We start from the raw sequence: 17,427 nt of genomic DNA, 5'->3' as shown, positions 1-17,427 counted from the left end.
GGCTTGCTCTTACGCAATGAAGTTTCATGAAAAAACACGCAAAAAAGCAGCGTGGGTGCTTGGCAAGCGCGAAAACGCTGTCTAAAAATAATGCAACTTTTCTACCTGCATGAAAGATCGCCAATTGCATCTCCCGGCGCTGTCAGAATCATTTCAGATCGGTGGTGTGGCTGTTCGTAACCGGGCAGTGCTTGCCCCCATGTCCGGGGTAACCGACCTTCCTTTCCGTCAGCTGGCCTGGCGCTTTGGTGCAGGCCTCGTCGTGACCGAGATGGTCGCAAGCCGTGAGCTTGTCGCAAACAAGGGCGAGTCCTGGGCTCGTCTCAAGAATGCCGGCATGACGCCGCATATGGTTCAGCTTGCCGGACGCGAAGCCCACTGGATGGCTGAGGCTGCAAAAATCGCCGCCGATAACGGCGCCGATATCATCGACATCAATATGGGGTGTCCCGCAAAGAAGGTGACTGGCGGCTATTCCGGCTCCGCGCTGATGCGCGATCCCGATCATGCTCTGACCCTCATCGAAGCCACCGTGAAGGCGGTCGATGTTCCGGTTACGGTAAAGATGCGGCTGGGTTGGGACGAAAACTCCCTGAATGCTCCGGACATCGCAGCGCGGGCCGAAGCCGCAGGTGTAAAGCTGATCACCATCCACGGTCGCACCCGCATGCAGTTTTACGAAGGCAAGGCAGATTGGGACGCAATTCGCGCCGTCCGCGCCGCCATTTCCATACCGCTGATCGCCAATGGTGACGTGGAAACGCAAAGCGATGTCGCCGAGATATTGCGCCGCTCGGGCGCCGATGCGGTGATGGTGGGACGTGGGGCGCAGGGGCAGCCCTGGTTGCCGGCTGTTCTTGCCGGTCACGCAGCACCTGCGCGGCAGGAGATCGCCAATATCGCTGTTGAACATTACGAGATGATGCTCGAATTCTACAGTCTGGAGGCAGGCTTACGTCATGCGCGCAAGCATCTCGGCTGGTATCTCGATCGCTTCGCTCCCTCAACCACGGTGGAGGAGAAGGTGCAAATCATGACATCAAAGAACACGAACGAGGTCATCGCTGTGCTGCGCGGCGCACTTGAACGCGGCGCGCAGGACGATGCTTCAAGGAAGGCCGCATGAGCGCTGGAAATTCCTCTGCGCCGGGTGGCAACGCCTTGGCCATGGCCGTTCTGAACGCCGTCCAGAACCCCGTCATTCTGGTGGATGCCGAAGGCTTCGTTGCTTTCGCTAATTGGGAGGCTGAGGCCTTCTTCGGTGCCAGTGCCGCCCATCTGGCGCGCTATCGCATTTCTACCTTCATCCCTTTTGGCAGCCCGCTTTTGGCATTGATCGATCAGGTCCGGGAACGCCGCGCTCCCGTCAATGAGTATCGTGTCGATCTGTCCTCCCCACGCCTTGGCCAGGACAAGCTCGTCGATCTGTATGTCGCTCCCGTTGTCAGCGAGCCGGGCTCGGTCGTCGTTGTGTTCCAGGAACGGTCGATGGCGGACAAGATCGACCGTCAACTGACCCATCGCGCGGCGGCTCGCTCCGTCACGGGCCTTGCGTCGATGCTGGCGCACGAAATCAAAAATCCGCTGTCCGGCATTAGAGGTGCGGCACAACTGCTTGAATCATCGGTTCCGGATGAGGACAGAGCGCTGACCCGCCTGATCTGCGACGAAACCGATCGCATCGTTTCTCTGGTCGACCGCATGGAGATTTTTTCCGACGAGCGTCCAGTGGACCGCTTTCCGGTCAATATTCACTCGGTCCTCGACCATGTCAAAGCCGTTGCCAAGGCCGGTTTCGCCCGCAACATCAAGATCACTGAAAATTACGATCCGTCCCTGCCGCCGGTCTATGCCAACCGCGATCAGTTGGTGCAGGTCTTCCTCAATCTGGTGAAGAATGCGGCCGAAGCGGTCGGCAACCAGACAGACGGCGAGATTATTCTGACCACAGCCTATCGTCCGGGCATTCGCCTATCGGTGGCGGGCAGCCGCGAGCGCATCTCTCTGCCGCTCGAATTCTGCGTCCACGATAATGGCCCGGGCGTGCCATCAGATCTTCTGCCGCATCTCTTCGATCCCTTCATCACCACCAAGACCAACGGGTCCGGCCTGGGGCTGGCGCTGGTGGCAAAGCTGATCGGCGCGCATGGCGGCATCGTTGAGTGCGACAGCCAGAACCATCGCACAACATTTCGCGTCCTGATGCCGGTTTCGCCTGAAGTTGCACCGGACGACAGCATTATACCGAACACAGGGTCCAATCCATGACAGCAACGATTCTCGTGGCCGATGATGATGCGGCTATCCGCACCGTTCTGAACCAGGCGCTGAGCCGCGCCGGTTACGATGTGCGCATCACGTCCAATGCCGCAACGCTGTGGCGCTGGGTCTCGGCTGGGGAGGGTGACCTCGTCATAACCGATGTGGTCATGCCGGATGAGAACGCCTTCGATCTTCTGCCGCGCATCAAGAAGGCTCGTCCCGAGCTTCCGGTTCTCGTGATGAGCGCGCAAAACACCTTCATGACCGCCATCAAGGCGTCGGAAAAGGGCGCTTACGACTACCTGCCCAAACCCTTCGACCTGACGGAATTGATCGCCATCATCGGTCGCGCTCTGTCGGAGCCGAAGCGCAAGCCTGCCAAGCTCGATGACGACATGCAGGATGGCATGCCGCTCGTCGGCCGTTCCGCCGCAATGCAGGAGATTTACCGCGTGTTGGCGCGTCTCATGCAGACCGACCTGACGCTGATGATCACCGGCGAGTCCGGTACCGGCAAGGAACTGGTGGCGCGTGCGCTGCACGACTATGGCAAGCGCCGCAACGGTCCCTTCGTTGCCATCAACATGGCCGCCATTCCGCGTGATCTGATCGAATCGGAACTCTTCGGCCACGAGAAGGGCGCCTTCACCGGTGCACAGAACCGCTCAACTGGCCGTTTCGAACAGGCAGAAGGCGGCACGCTGTTCCTTGACGAAATTGGCGACATGCCGATGGATGCACAGACCCGTTTGCTGCGCGTCCTGCAGCAGGGCGAATATACGACTGTGGGCGGCCGCACACCGATCCGCACCGATGTCCGCATCGTCGCTGCGACGAACAAGGATTTGAAGCAGTCGATCAACCAAGGTCTTTTCCGCGAAGACCTCTACTACCGTTTGAACGTCGTTCCACTGCGCCTGCCTCCGCTTCGTGACCGAGCAGAAGACATTCCCGATCTCGTCCGTCACTTCATCCAGACAGGTGAGAAGGAAGGTCTTGAGGGCAAGCGCTTCGAGGGTGAGGCGCTGGAACTGATGAAGGCCTACGCCTGGCCTGGCAACGTCCGCGAACTTGAGAACCTGATCCGCCGCCTGATGGCGCTTTATCCACAGGAAGTCATTACCCGCGAGATCATCGAGCAGGAACTCCAGTCGGATGTTCCAGACAGCCCGATCGACCGCACGACCGTTCGCAGCGGTAACCTGACGATCTCGCAGGCGGTGGAAGAGAATATGCGGGAGTATTTCTCGAGCTTCGGCGAGAACCTGCCGCCACCCGGCCTTTATGATCGCGTACTTCACGAAATGGAGTATCCGTTGATCCTTGCGGCACTGACCGCCACGCGCGGCAATCAGATCAAGGCGGCAGATCTGCTCGGCCTCAATCGCAATACGCTCAGGAAAAAGATCCGCGAACTCGGCGTTTCCGTGTATCGCAGCTCTCGTACCACCTGAGGATATTGACAATACGACGATCGTCGTTGCATTTTCGCCACAAACTGTTGCTTGAAAAACACTGTGACGTCATAGATTCGCGATCCGCGACGAACGACGTTTGGCTGTGGCGTCTCTGCCTATCATGGCGGCTTGGGAATGATGATCGATGCGTAAACCTGTCGTCGAAGGAAAAGCCGACGAGCAAGCGGCGGGCATGTTGATTGCCGACCGCCGCATGTCCTTTGCGCTGCCTGGTCTCGTTCTCGCCGGCGTAGCGCTAATCTGCGCCATCGTCACGCTGATCGTGCTGCTGGGGCTGACGCCGATCGCGCCGACCTCCAACGTCGTCATCGCTTCAGTTGTCATCAACTCCATCTTCGTTATTGGCCTGATGTATCTCATCGGCCGGGAAATCAGCCGGCTGTTGAAGGCCCGCCGCAAGGGAAGGGCTGCGGCTCGCCTGCATGTGCGCATTGTCGTGCTGTTTTCCATCGTCGCAATCACGCCGGCTGTGCTCGTGGCGATTTTTGCCAGTTTGACGCTGAATGTCGGACTGGACCGCTGGTTCGCTCTTCGTACGCAGGCGATCGTTGATTCCTCCAGCAATATCGCCCAGGCCTATATGCTGGAAAATGCCGGTTATCTGCAGGGCCAGACGCTTTCCATGGCGACCGACCTCGACCGCAACCGTGCGCTTTTTTATCTCGACCGCACCGGTTTCGTCGATCTGATGACGCGACAGGCCAAAGGTCGCGGCATGCTTGGTGCCTTCCTTGTCCAGGCAGATGGTGACGCGGTCGTGCAGGCCGATATCGCCACTGAACGCCCGCTACCGGCAATCCCGGCAGATGCGCTTGAAAAGGCCGCAGCAGGCCAGCCAACGCTCATTCCGCCGGGTGTGACCAACCTTGTGGGCGCCATCATCAAATTGGAGGGGATCGGCGGAACGTTCCTCTATACGGTGCGCGCCGTCGATCCCAAGGTCATGTCGGCCATGCGGCTGATGGAGGAGAACCGCGCAGAATACAAGGCAATGGAATCCGGTCGTGCGCCGCTTCAAATTGCCTTTGCCATTCTCTATCTCGGCTTTGCGCTGATTGTGCTCCTCGCCGCAATCTGGACGGCCATCGCGGTCGCCGATCGTATCGTTCGCCCGATCCGTCTGCTCATCAGCGCCGCTGACAGTGTGGCAACCGGCAACCTGCATGTCCTGGTGCCAGTGCGCGCCATTGATGGTGACGTCGGCCGTCTGTCGCGAACCTTTAACAAGATGATTTCGGAGATCCGCAGCCAGCAGGAAGAGATCATCGAGGCGAAGGACGATATCGATGATCGCCGTCGCTTTATCGAAGCGGTGCTCTCCGGCGTCACGGCCGCCGTGATCGGCGTCGATGAAAACCGGGTGATCACCATCGTCAATCCGTCGGCAGAAGAGTTTCTCGCTCTTCCTTCCTCCGAACTCGTCGGTTCGCCGCTCTCCGTGGCAGCACCTGAGATCGAGCATGTGCTGGCGGAGGCGTCGGCATCCGGTCGCGCAGCTTTTCGTCAGCAGATCAACATCATGCGCCGCGGCAAGGAGCGCACCTTGAGCGTTCAGGTCACGCGCGAGGATGCCCGCGATGGCCGCGAGTCCCATGTCATCACTTTGGACGATATCACCGATCTCGTTATTGCCCAGCGCTCCACTGCATGGTCTGACGTAGCGCGACGTATTGCGCACGAGATCAAGAACCCGTTGACCCCGATCCAGCTCTCGGCAGAGCGCCTCAAGCGCCGCTTCGGCAAGCAAATCGATGACAGTGATCGCGCGGTTTTCGATCAGTGTACCGACACGATCGTTCGTCAGGTCGGCGATATTGGCCGTATGGTGGATGAGTTTTCCGCCTTCGCCCGCATGCCGAAGCCGACCAAAGAACGCTCCGATCTGCGCACCGTCCTCAAAGATGCCACCTTCCTCAGAGAGATGGGTGCAAGCCATGTGAGCTTCAAAACCCAGCTCGGCGATAGGCCGTTGGAAGGCATGTTCGATGCCCGCATGCTCGGCCAGGCATTCGGCAACCTTATCAAGAATGCCACCGAGGCAATCGAGTCCGTCGATCCTGCCGAAGGTCGCGATGGCCGTATCCTGGTCCGTGCGGATTTTGACGAATCAAACAACCGGTTCGTGGTGGACGTCATCGACAATGGCAGAGGTCTGCCGGTCGAAAACCGTCACCGCATCCTCGAGCCCTACATGACGATGCGCGACAAGGGCACTGGGCTTGGTCTCGCCATCGTCAAGAAGATCATTGAAGAACACGGCGGTCATCTCGAATTGCATGATGCACCGGCCGATTTCGATCATGGCCACGGTGCCATGATCAGGGTGCTGCTACCGCGTGTTGACGTCGTTGGCAGCGAAACTGACAAGGAAGTTGCATATGGCATCTGATATTCTGGTCGTCGACGACGAGGCCGACATCCGTGAGATCGTTGCGGGCATTCTGTCTGATGAGGGGCACGAGACCCGCATGGCGCATGACAGCGACAGCGCGCTCGCTGCCATTTCGGAGCGCGTGCCGCGGCTGATCTTTCTCGATATCTGGATGCAGGGAAGCAAGCTGGATGGTCTGGCGCTTCTCGATGAAATCAAGAACCGTCACCCTGACTTGCCGGTCGTGATGATTTCCGGTCACGGCAACATCGAGACCGCGGTCAATGCCATCAAGCGCGGCGCCTTCGACTTCATCGAAAAGCCGTTTAAGGCCGACCGTCTCATTCTGATCGCCGAACGTGCGCTGGAAAACTCCAAGCTGAAGCGCGAGGTTCAGGAGCTGAAGAAGCGGACTGGCGATGCTGTCGAACTCATCGGCGCGTCTCTCGCCGTTTCGCAGCTTCGTCAGACGATTGATCGCGTAGCACCGACCAATAGCCGCATCATGATCCTTGGCCCCTCCGGCTCCGGCAAGGAGCTTGTGGCGCGTATGATTCACAAGAAGTCGTCGCGTGCCACTGGGCCTTTCGTTGCGCTGAATGCGGCCACGATTACACCGGAACGCATGGAGATCGCGCTTTTCGGCACCGAGGGGCTACCGGGGCAACCACGCAAGGTCGGTGCGCTGGAAGAGGCGCATCGCGGCGTTCTTTATCTCGATGAAGTCGGCGAAATGCCGCGCGAGACGCAGAACAAGATCCTGCGCGTACTTGTCGACCAGCAGTTCGAGCGTGTGGGCGGCGGCAAGCGGGTTAAGGTCGATGTCCGCATCATCTCCTCCACGGCTCTCAATCTTGAGAACCTGATTTCCGAGGGGCTGTTTCGCGAGGATCTCTACCACCGTCTCGCCGTTGTCCCGGTCAAGGTTCCGGCACTGTCCGAGCGCCGCGAGGATATCCCCTTCCTGGTGGACATGTTCATCCGCCAGATTTCGGAACAGGCCGGCATTCGTCCGCGCAAGATCGGCGATGACGCCATGGCCGTCCTGCAGACGCATGATTGGCCGGGCAACATCCGCCAGCTTCGCAACAATATCGAACGCCTGATGATCCTGACCCGTCCGGAAGGCGGCGACACGTCTATTACCGCCGACATGCTGCCCTCCGATATTGGCGACATGCTGCCGAAGATTGCCGCACAGGGTGATCAACACATCATGACGCTTCCGCTTCGCGAGGCGCGCGAAATGTTCGAGCGGGATTATCTCGTGGCACAGATCAACCGCTTTGGCGGCAATATCTCCCGCACGGCTGAATTCGTCGGCATGGAACGCTCCGCGCTCCACCGCAAGCTCAAATCTCTCGGCGTCTGATGGGCATGCGCTCGGCAGGGTTTAGAAATAGGCTCGGAGAGGGCGCATGAGGGTTATCATTTGTGGCGCGGGGCAGGTGGGTTACGGCATCGCCGAACAACTGTCGCGCGAAGACAACGAGGTTTCGGTGATCGATACCTCAGCAGCCCTGATTTCGGCAATCACCGAAACGCTCGACGTGCGCGGCTATGTCGGCCACGGCTCGCACCCGGATGTGCTGGCAAAGGCCGGCGCCGACCAGGCCGACATGATCATTGCCGTCACGCTCTATGACGAGATCAACATCGTCGCCTGTGAGGTGGCGCATGCCCTGTTCAGCGTGCCGACCAAGATCGCCCGCATCCGCGATCAAAGCTATCTGGCGCCCGAATATGGCGATCTCTTCAGCCGCGAGAACATGTCGATCGATGTGACGATCTCTCCAGAGATCGAGGTCGGCAAGATGGTGCTTCGTCGCATTGCTTTCCCGGGCGCCACCGATGTGGTGCGCTTTGCCGATGACAATGTCTCGATGCTGGCGATCGAATGCATGGAGGACTGCCCGGTCGTCAACACGCCGCTGCAGCAGTTGAGCCAGCTCTTTCCTGATCTGGTGGCGACTGTGGTCGGTGTCTTCCGCAACGGCCACCTCAAGTCGGTCGATTCCTCCGAACAATTGCGCACCGGCGACCTCGCCTATGTCATCTGTCAACGTCAGCACGCCCGCCGCACGCTTGGACTTTTCGGCCACGTGGAGAAAGAGGCGAGCCGTATCGTGATCGCCGGTGGAGGCAATATCGGCCAGTATGTCGCGCGTTCCATCGAGGAACTGCAGCCGAAAACCCGGGTCAAGATCATCGAGTTCGATCGCGACAAGGCGATTGCGGCGTCGGAGAATTTGAATTCCACGATCGTGCTGCACGGGTCGGTTCTCGACCAGAAAATCCTTCACCAGGCCGACATCCAGGACGCTGACCTGATTGTGACGCTGACCAACAACGACCAGACCAATATTCTGGGCGCGGTGATGGCAAAGCAGATGGGCTGCAAATCGAACCTCGCTTTGCTGAATGCCACGTCCTTCCACGATGCGGCAAAATCGCTGGCGCTGGACGCCTATATCAACCCGCGGGCCGTGACGATTTCACGCGTGTTGCAGCATGTACGCAAGGGCCGCATTCGCTCCGTCTATGCGGTGCAGCGCGGCAATGGCGAAATCATCGAGGCCGAGGCGTTGGAAACCTCTCCACTCGTCGGGCAAGCGCTTCGCGAGATCGATCTTCCCGAGGGGATTCGTATCGGTGCGGTCTATCGCGACAAGACCGTTTTGCGACCTGATGGCAACATGAAGATCAAGGCGAAGGACCGGGTCATTCTCTTCGCCTCGGCGGATTCCGTGCGCGATGTGGAACAACTTTTCAGGGTGTCGTTGCAATATTTCTAATTTATCGACAAACGCACTATGTCGGCAGGCCGCCAAAAAGTAGCATGAGTTTTTCGACATTGCGGAACAGAGCGTGATTTGATACCAGAGTTTCACCCATTGGCAGGGGGCACGGCCAGCGGGATTGCATTATTGATAGTTTGATTTCCCGGTCTCCCATCCGGGCAAAAAAGAAAGAAGCGGCGCCATGGCGGAACGTTCTCAAAACCTACAGGATCTCTTTCTCAACACCGTTCGTAAGCAAAAGATTTCGTTGACGATTTTCCTCATCAACGGTGTCAAGCTGACCGGTGTCGTCACGTCTTTCGACAACTTCTGCGTGCTCCTGCGCCGCGATGGACATTCGCAGCTCGTCTACAAGCACGCGATCTCCACCATCATGCCCGGCCAGCCCATGCAGATGTTCGAGACCGAAGAAGGCGCGGCCTGATTCACCGCTTCTGAGACGGACCCAATCTCCCGGTCCTGCAGCGATCGACAACGGAACTCACGATCGAGCTCCGTTGTTTTTGTCGTGTAGCTGCCTATATTTTAAACTGGCACCAGCAATTGAAAGGGCCAGCACATTTCTACACGCGATACGTCGAACGAATCCATCATTCCCGAGCTCGAAAAGCGGCGCGACGACATGCGCGCCGTCGTCCTCGTCCCGCAGTTGAAGCAGCAGCGTGACCATCGCGAGGCGACGGCGACAGCACCTCTGCGGTCGATGGAGGCAAAGCTCGAAGAAGCCAAAGGTCTGGCTCTCGCCATTGACCTCACCGTCACACAAGGCCTGATCGTCCCCGTCAGCCAGCCGCGTCCAGCGACCCTGTTCGGCACCGGTAAGATCGAAGAAATCGGTCATCTGCTCGATGAAACGGATGCGGGTCTCGTGATCGTCGATCACCCTTTGACGCCGGTTCAGCAACGCAATCTCGAAAAGCAGTGGAACTCCAAGGTCATCGACCGGACCGGTCTTATCCTTGAGATCTTCGGACGCCGCGCCTCCACAAAGGAAGGCACACTGCAGGTCGATCTTGCCCATCTCAATTACCAGAAGGGCCGCCTCGTCAGAAGCTGGACCCACCTTGAGCGTCAGCGCGGTGGTGCGGGCTTCATGGGTGGTCCGGGTGAAACGCAGATCGAAGCGGATAGACGTCTTCTCCAAGACCGTATCGTGCGTCTCGAGCGCGAGTTGGAGCAGGTGGTGCGGACCCGCCAACTGCACCGCGCCAAACGCCGTAAGGTGCCTTATCCGATCGTAGCGCTGGTTGGCTACACCAACGCCGGTAAATCGACGCTGTTCAACCGCATTACCGGTGCGGGCGTTCTGGCAGAAGACATGCTGTTTGCCACGCTCGATCCCACGCTTCGCCGTATGAAGCTGCCGCATGGGCGCACCGTTATCCTCTCGGACACGGTCGGTTTCATCTCCGATCTGCCGACCCACCTGGTCGCCGCCTTCCGCGCAACGCTGGAAGAGGTCCTCGAAGCCGATCTCGTTTTGCATGTGCGCGATATGTCGGATCCCGACAATGCCGCACAGGCGGGCGATGTCATGCGCATTCTTGGCGATCTTGGCATTGACGAAAAGGTTGCCGAGGAACGGATCATCGAGGTCTGGAACAAGGTGGACCGGCTCGAGCCGGAAGCACATGACGCCATCATGCAGAAGGCAGAGGGAAGGGCGAATGTCCGTGCTGTCTCCGCACTGACAGGCGAGGGTGTCGATGCGCTGATGGACGATGTTTCTGTTCGTCTGTCGGGCGTCCTGACGGAAACCACAATCGTGTTGAGCGTCGATCAGCTGCAGCTGCTCTCATGGGTTTACGACAATGCCATCGTCGATGGCCGCGAAGACCGCGAAGACGGTTCGGTTGCGCTCGACATTCGGCTTTCGGGAGAGCAGGGGGCAGCCCTTGAGCGGAAGCTCGGTCTCGGTGCCAAGACGCAGTCGGAAGACTGGGAACGGTGACGGCGATATCTCGCCGAAACCGGTCCCATAAAGTGTGACGCCACTATGCGATGGGGGAGCAGGGCGAAACAACAACTTGAAGCGTGGACGTGAACATGAAGGATCGCGGCACGTTTTAGAATCGATAGCAGCATCGCATATCAACTATGTCCTCAGTCACGGTCGCCTCTTGCGAGGCCTTAAGGTTGGGAATGTCCATTAGCTGATAATCGCGTGGCGAATATGATGTGAGCGGATATTGATGTTGCCGGAATTAGATCTTCCAACTGTCCTCATTCTCCACAAGCTTTCCTTTGTCGTTGCCGGCCTTTGCTTCATCTACGTTCGCTCTCAATCCCGCGAAAGCGTCGGTCTTGGCCTTTTGGCGGTGGGCTTCTTTCTTGTTGCGCTGGCGTCGATCCTTGTTGGAGCTGGATCGCTTGTGCAGGCGCGCGCTTATGTTTTCGCAATGGCGGGGATGCTTGCGGGCCTTGTCGGATACGCCGTCTTCTGGATTGGCATGTGCCGCATCAGCAGGCAGAGGAAGAGAAATCGTGAATGGCTGGTTCTGGCTCTGCCGGTCGTCATCTGCCTGTTGATAATCGCCGCAGGCCTGTACGATTTGCCACATAGCAGAACGATCGCGTTCCAGACTACGGCCGCAGCCTTGCTTTTCGCCTCTGCACTTACGGTTCGCGCCGACAACCTTACAGAGCCGCTCCCCGTCAGAAAGCCCCTGGCGATATCGATCCTCATCGCCGCTGTTCTTACACTGCTCGTAGCGGTCGGGATCGCCTTTCCTCTGAAAGCGATGAACATCGCAAGAAACGCATTTTTCGCCTCCATCATTTGCCATTTCGCCATTGCGTTCTTCGTCATGGCGCTCGTCAAGGAACGCACCGAAGAGCGGTTGAGAGGCTTGGTCGGGCTCGATGTTCTGACGGGCGTGCCGAACCGGCACTCCTTCCGTTCGCGGCTTCCAGAGACCGTTCGCTATGGCGATGCGATCGTGATGATCGACATCGACCATTTCAAGCGGATCAATGATACGTTCGGCCATCTCGCCGGCGATGAGATCCTCGCGCGTGTGGCAAGAGAACTCTTCACCCGCATCCGTCCGGTGGACAGCTTTGCCCGCTTTGGCGGCGAAGAGTTCATCCTTTATCAGCCGGATATTGGCAAGGAAGAGGCGCTGGCCTTTGCTGATTCGCTCCAGAAGGTCGTAAGCTCGATCACGCACGTGATGGACGATCAAACCGTGACGGCGACTTTAAGCATGGGCATCGCGGTGGGCGATGAGAAGACGAGCACCGCAATGTCGCTTCTCAAGAAGGCAGACATGGCGCTCTACGCATCAAAAGCCGCCGGCCGTAACCGTTTGACGCTCTATCGCGCCGAAGACTTCGTCAATGAGCAGTTTATGCGGAGAAACAACGACACCTGAAGCATCAGTGTGACGTTCATCCGAGCTGTCGCTCGATCGCTTTCGCCGCCTGCCACAACTCCTCCATTCGCTCTAGGCTTGCTGCCTCAAGCGTTTCCCCGGAGTCGGCAAGCGAGGTTTCAATGTGACGAAACCGGCGGCGAAATTTGGTGTTGGTGCCGCGCAGTGCGTTTTCGGCGTCGACTTTGACATGCCGACCGATATTGACCATAGCGAAGATCAGATCGCCCAACTCATCGCTGATACTCTCGGACCTGCCTTCGGCAAGCGCCTGTCTCAGTTCCCGGATCTCTTCTTCGATCTTGTCGAGGATCGGCTCTGCCGCTGACCAGTCGAAACCCACGCGCGCCGCCTGTTCCTGAAGCTTGAGCGCCTCTGTCAGCGCCGGCTGGCTGCGCTGAATCGAGCCCAGAAAACCTGCCTTCGGATCGTTGCTCACGCCACGCGAGGCCCGTCTTTCTAGCCGCTCCCGCTTCTCGGCAGCCTTGATCTGATCCCATTGCAGCTTCACCGATTCCGGCGTGTCGGCGTCGGAAACAGCAAAGACATGCGGATGACGGCGGATCATCTTCGAGGTCACGGCTTGGACGACATCGCCAAAGGAGAATGCTCCCATCTCCTCGGCGATACGCGAATGGAAGACGACCTGCAGCAGGAGATCTCCAAGCTCTTCGCAAAGATCGTCCATGTCGTTGCGCTCGATCGCATCCGCCACCTCATAGGCTTCCTCGATCGTATAGGGTTTGATCGTCTCGAACGTCTGGACGATATCCCAAGGACATCCTGTCTCAGGCGCTCGCAACGCCTCCATGATCTCGATGAGACGGGAGATATCTGTCGAGGCTTCCATGGCGATGCTTTCCGGACTGTCAGTTCAAGGGGATATTGTTGTCGGACTTGCCCGACTGGTAGCTGTTGGAGAGGTTGTTATAGACCGCTTTGATCCGCGCCGTCTGCTCCTGCAGCTTCGTTTTCAACGGTTCGTCCTCCGCTGCTACCAGATCGGCAATGAAGTATGAGTGCCAGAAGGCGTTGCTGCGCCGATAGCCGCCAGGCTCCAGACCGAAGACTTCCTTCAGGATCTTCAGATCATGCGGAATGGCGAAAGCGTCGCGGGAATCTTCATGGCTGAAGAAGGAGTAGAAATTGTCGAAGCCCGCCCAGGTGATCGCCGACATGCACATGGTGCAGGGTTCATGCGTGGAAAGGAAGATCAGGTCTTTCGTGTCCGGCTTTTCGCCCAGTTCGTAGAAACGTTTCAGGGTGTGAACCTCGCCGTGCCACAAAGGATTCTCGAGCTCATTATTGGTTTCGGCGACCACCAGCGACAGATCGGACTTGCGCAGAATGGCCGCTCCGAACACCTTGTTTCCCAGCGCAACACCGCGGCTCGTGAGTGGCAAAATGTCATGTTCGATCACGTCGAGAAGGCGGGAGGCCAAAGATTGCTCTGTCAAGATATGCACCCTTATTCTGTGGCAGTCAGGTTCATGGCTGATTACAGCCAGAAACCACGGAGAAATATAGAATTTTGATAGAAAATACCATCCTTTAGAGACGGTGTGGCCGCTTGGTCCCTACGGTTGCTTTTCCTCAAAAACGTCGCTTGCCGAGAAATAATAATCTACGGCATTATGATGTTGGAATTTTCGTGCCTTCAACCTTTTTAATCGATCGGCGATATTGCGACCATGTTTGAGACAACCGCTTCCCGCACCGAAAACCGTCTGACGACCTTCCCCGCCTTCTTCAAGGTTGAGGGCAAGCACGTTGCTGTCTTCGGCAATGGCGACGAGGCTTACGCCAAGGCGCGGCTTCTTTCAAATACCAATGCGCTGATCGTTGCCTTCTCTGACGATCCACAGTCCGACTACGCCGCCTTCCTCGTTAAAGAGCAGATCAAGGTGGTCGCAGAAGCATTCGCAGTGCATCAGGTGGAGGGCATGACGCTGGTCTTTGCTGCCACGGGCGATGAAGCGCTTGACCGTCAGATCGTGGATGCGGCGCGCGCAAAGTCCATTCCCGCCAATGCCGTCGACCAGCCGGGTTACTGCGATTTCTACACGCCGGGCCTCGTATCGCGCGCACCTCTTGCCGTCGCGATTTGCACGGAAGGCGCGGGACCTGTGCTCGGCCAGATCGTTCGTGCACGCATCGATCAGATGCTGGCGCCGTCGCTCGGTCGTCTAGCACGGCTCGCTGTTGAATATCGCGATGCTGCCGAGGCGAGCATTCCTAAAGGCGCGCTCCGCCGCAATTTCTGGCGTCGCTTCTTCTCCGGCAGCGTGGCAGATGCTGTCGCACTGAACGACGTCGATGGCGCTCACGCCGCAGCCGAAAAGCTTCTTCTCTCCCCTGAAAGCCCGGAAGGCTATGTCTGGTTGGTGGGTGCAGGGCCGGGTGCGGAAGATCTGCTGACGCTGCGGGCGCAACGCGTTCTGATGCAGGCAGATGTGATCGTCTACGACGCGCTTGTGCCGCAGGAAATCGTCAATATGGGCCGTAGGGACGCCGAGCGTCTCTCGGTCGGCAAGCGCAAGGGCTGTCATTCCAAGTCGCAGGAAGATATCAACAAGCTGTTGGTGGCTCTCGGCCAGGAAGGCAAGCGCGTCGTTCGTCTGAAATCTGGCGATCCACTGGTCTATGGCCGCGCGGCCGAAGAAATGGCGGCACTGCGTGAAGCGGGAATCGGGTACGAGATCGTGCCTGGCATCACCTCGGCCTTTGCTGCGGCGGCCGACTTCGAGTTACCGTTGACACTACGCGGTGTTGCATCGTCGCTGATCTTCACCACCGGCCATGATCTTGCGGGCGATATCTTGCCGGACTGGGCTCGTCTTGCGGTCTCAGGTGCGACCATTGCCGTCTATATGGGCCGTAGCGTCGCGGCGTCGGTGGCAACAAGACTGATGAGTGCTGGCCTGAACGCCGACACGACGGTTGCCGTCATTGAGAACGCCAGCCGTAGCTATCGCCGCCTGATGCACGGTACATTGAAGGATTTGCCGGATCTCGAGCATCGCGATGAGTTGACCGGTCCGGTTATGGTGATCATCGGCGATGCGGTCGCCGGTGCGAATTTCGAAAGGTCCGAAGCGCTGGCGGTTTCGCCGCTCAGCGCCCCGATCGGACAGGAGTATGCAAATGGTTGATAAGGTACTGACCGCCAATCGTCTGAGCGATGGCATCGCTGTGTGGCTCGACGCAAACGGACAATGGAACGAGGATCTGCAGTCCTCGCTTGTTGCGCGTCATGCGGAAGCCGTCGCGTCGCTGGAAGAAATCGGCAAGCGAGATTTCTCCGCCAACAAGGTCGTGGACGTCAACATCATCGACGTGGCTGAAGAAGACGGCCGCCTGTGGCCGACGCGTCTTCGTGAGCGCATCCGTGCAGCGGGCCCCACCATCGAATATGCCACGGGCTACAAGCCTGCTGACGCAGCATTTATCGCAGTCTGAGGAAGATCATGTACCGTTATGACGAGTTCGACCACGCTTTCGTAAAAGGTCGCGTGGAGCAGTTTCGCGATCAGGTGGAGCGCCGCCTGTCCGGTGAGCTGGCCGAAGATGCGTTCAAGCCATTGCGTCTAATGAACGGCGTTTATCTCCAGCTGCATGCCTACATGCTGCGCGTTGCAATCCCCTATGGAACGCTGAACTCCAAGCAGATGCGGATGCTGGCCCACATTGCCCGCAAGTACGATCGCGGCTATGGCCACTTCACCACCCGTCAGAATATCCAGTACAACTGGCCGCGCCTTGCCGATACGCCCGCCATCCTGGAAGAACTGGCGAGCGTGGAGATGCACGCGCTACAGACCTCGGGCAATTGCATTCGCAACGTCACCGCCGACCACTTTGCAGGTGCTGCGGCAGACGAGGTGGCTGATCCACGCCCCTATGCGGAAATCCTGCGCCAATGGTCGTCTGTGCATCCGGAATTCTCCTTCCTGCCACGCAAGTTCAAGATTGCCGTAACAGGCGCGGAGCGCGATCGCGCCGCAATTCAGGTTCACGATATCGGTCTGCATCTAAAGAAGAACGACAAGGGCGACATCGGCTTTGCGGTTTATGTCGGAGGCGGGCAGGGCAGAACGCCTATGATCGCCAAGAAGATCCGCGACTTCCTGCCCGAAGAGGACCTTCTGTCCTACACCACCGCCATCATGCGCGTGTACAACCTTCATGGTCGTCGCGACAACAAGTACAAGGCGCGCATCAAGATCCTCGTGCATGAAACGGGTCCGGAAGAACTGGCGCGGCAGGTCGAGGCGGAGTTCGTTCACCTGAAGAACGGCGAACTGAAGCTTCCCGACGCGGATATCGCTGCGATCACCACTTACTTTGCTCCGCCGCAGTTGAAGGACCGCCCGGAAAGCTGGGAAAGCCTTGCGCGCTGGAAGAAGGCGGACGCAGATTTTGCGCGCTGGGTCGATCAGAATGTTCAGCCACACAAACACCCCGACTATGGCATGGTGACGATCTCACTGAAGCCGATCGGCGGCATTCCGGGCGACGCATCCGACGGACAGATGGACGTCGTTGCGGATATCGCCGCAGAATATGCCTTCGATGAAATCCGCATCAGCCATGAGCAGAATATCATCCTGCCGCATGTCGCACTTGCCGATCTGGAGCCGGTCTATCGAGCACTCCAGGGCGCAGGTCTGGCAACCGCCAATGCCGGTCTCATCACCGATATCATTGCCTGTCCTGGCTTGGACTACTGCGCGCTCGCCAATGCGCGCTCCATCCCTGTCTCGCAGGAAATCTCCAGACGTTTCGGTTCTCCAGAGCGTCAGGCTGAAATCGGTGAGCTGAAGATCAAGATTTCCGGCTGCATCAACGCCTGCGGTCACCACCATGTCGGCCATATCGGCCTGCTGGGCGTGGAGAAGAAGGGTGCCGAACTTTACCAGATTACGCTGGGTGGTTCGGGCGATGAGAATTCGTCGATCGGCGAAATCATCGGTCGCGGCTTCGAGCCGGAGAAGGTGACGGATGCGGTGGAGACGATTGTCGACACCTATCTTGGCCTGCGCTTATCGAAGGAAGAAACTTTCCTCGAAGCCTACCGCCGTGTTGGACCGCAGCCTTTCAAGGATGCCCTTTATCCTGCAGCCGCAGAAGCTGCTTGAGGA

14 protein-coding genes are annotated in these 17,427 nt (G+C 58.3%); 12 read left to right on the top strand and 2 right to left on the bottom strand.

The window, feature by feature from the left end; translation table 11 throughout:
* The first annotated feature begins 109 nt into the window (after nt 1–109).
* The 9 genes from dusB to AC07U5_RS07925 all read left to right on the top strand — a co-directional run bounded on the left by dusB (nt 110) and on the right by AC07U5_RS07925 (nt 12,286).
* Nucleotides 110–1,126 carry a tRNA dihydrouridine synthase DusB gene (gene dusB / locus AC07U5_RS07965; protein ID WP_494722706.1) on the top strand — a complete coding sequence of 339 codons (1,017 nt, stop codon included), beginning with the start codon at nt 110–112 and terminating at the stop codon, nt 1,124–1,126.
* Nucleotides 1,123–2,268 (top strand): two-component system sensor histidine kinase NtrB, encoded by a 1,146-nt coding sequence (locus AC07U5_RS07960; RefSeq protein WP_062425348.1) that lies wholly within the window; start codon nt 1,123–1,125, stop codon nt 2,266–2,268. The genes dusB and AC07U5_RS07960 overlap by 4 nt, the downstream gene beginning before the upstream one ends.
* A complete protein-coding gene (ntrC, locus tag AC07U5_RS07955) occupies nt 2,265–3,716 on the top strand; it encodes a nitrogen regulation protein NR(I) (RefSeq protein WP_062425347.1) in 1,452 nt (483 codons plus the stop codon). The genes AC07U5_RS07960 and ntrC overlap by 4 nt, the downstream gene beginning before the upstream one ends.
* 148 nt (nt 3,717–3,864) lie before the next feature.
* Nucleotides 3,865–6,129: a sensor histidine kinase NtrY-like gene (locus AC07U5_RS07950; protein ID WP_494722705.1), complete on the top strand. Its 2,265-nt coding sequence runs from the start codon at nt 3,865–3,867 to the stop codon at nt 6,127–6,129.
* The gene (gene ntrX / locus AC07U5_RS07945) at nt 6,119–7,483 is read left to right on the top strand and encodes a nitrogen assimilation response regulator NtrX (protein WP_062425345.1); all 1,365 of its coding nucleotides are present in this window, start codon (nt 6,119–6,121) and stop codon (nt 7,481–7,483) included. Before AC07U5_RS07950 ends, ntrX begins: the two co-directional genes overlap by 11 nt.
* A 46-nt stretch (nt 7,484–7,529) precedes the next feature.
* A complete protein-coding gene (gene trkA, locus AC07U5_RS07940; RefSeq protein WP_062425344.1) occupies nt 7,530–8,906 on the top strand; it encodes a Trk system potassium transporter TrkA in 1,377 nt (458 codons plus the stop codon).
* A gap of 187 nt (nt 8,907–9,093) precedes the next feature.
* Nucleotides 9,094–9,336 (top strand): RNA chaperone Hfq, encoded by a 243-nt coding sequence (hfq, locus tag AC07U5_RS07935; RefSeq protein WP_027673217.1) that lies wholly within the window; start codon nt 9,094–9,096, stop codon nt 9,334–9,336.
* A 198-nt stretch (nt 9,337–9,534) separates the two neighbouring features.
* A complete protein-coding gene (hflX, locus tag AC07U5_RS07930; RefSeq protein WP_494722704.1) occupies nt 9,535–10,863 on the top strand; it encodes a GTPase HflX in 1,329 nt (442 codons plus the stop codon).
* A gap of 241 nt (nt 10,864–11,104) precedes the next feature.
* On the top strand, nt 11,105–12,286 hold the full coding sequence (locus AC07U5_RS07925) for a GGDEF domain-containing protein (protein WP_113226133.1): 1,182 nt from the start codon (nt 11,105–11,107) through the stop codon (nt 12,284–12,286).
* 16 nt (nt 12,287–12,302) lie between these two features.
* Here AC07U5_RS07925 and mazG read toward each other — a convergent pair whose 3' ends face one another.
* Together mazG and AC07U5_RS07915 are read right to left on the bottom strand one after the other, a co-directional pair.
* Nucleotides 12,303–13,136: a nucleoside triphosphate pyrophosphohydrolase gene (mazG, locus tag AC07U5_RS07920; RefSeq protein ID WP_274102299.1), complete on the bottom strand. Its 834-nt coding sequence runs from the start codon at nt 13,134–13,136 to the stop codon at nt 12,303–12,305.
* A gap of 19 nt (nt 13,137–13,155) precedes the next feature.
* Complete coding sequence (locus AC07U5_RS07915) at nt 13,156–13,743, bottom strand: deaminase (RefSeq protein WP_111850677.1); 588 nt, start codon at nt 13,741–13,743, stop codon at nt 13,156–13,158.
* A gap of 234 nt (nt 13,744–13,977) precedes the next feature.
* On the opposite strand from AC07U5_RS07915, the gene cysG reads away from it, so the two are divergent.
* The 3 genes from cysG to AC07U5_RS07900 are packed head-to-tail and all read left to right on the top strand — an operon-like array spanning nt 13,978 to nt 17,424.
* On the top strand, nt 13,978–15,438 hold the full coding sequence (gene cysG / locus AC07U5_RS07910) for a siroheme synthase CysG (protein ID WP_312806615.1): 1,461 nt from the start codon (nt 13,978–13,980) through the stop codon (nt 15,436–15,438).
* A complete protein-coding gene (locus AC07U5_RS07905; RefSeq protein WP_062437505.1) occupies nt 15,431–15,745 on the top strand; it encodes a DUF2849 domain-containing protein in 315 nt (104 codons plus the stop codon). The genes cysG and AC07U5_RS07905 overlap by 8 nt, the downstream gene beginning before the upstream one ends.
* 8 nt (nt 15,746–15,753) lie before the next feature.
* Entirely contained in the window at nt 15,754–17,424 is a 1,671-nt protein-coding gene (locus AC07U5_RS07900) for a nitrite/sulfite reductase (RefSeq protein ID WP_494722703.1), read from the top strand.
* Nucleotides 17,425–17,427: the final 3 nt, after the last annotated feature.

The organism is Agrobacterium sp. GW821-FHT02D03 (assembly GCF_059421725.1).
The sequence above is the reverse complement of the archived record's forward strand: the minus strand, read 5'-3'. Positions and strand labels throughout refer to the sequence as shown.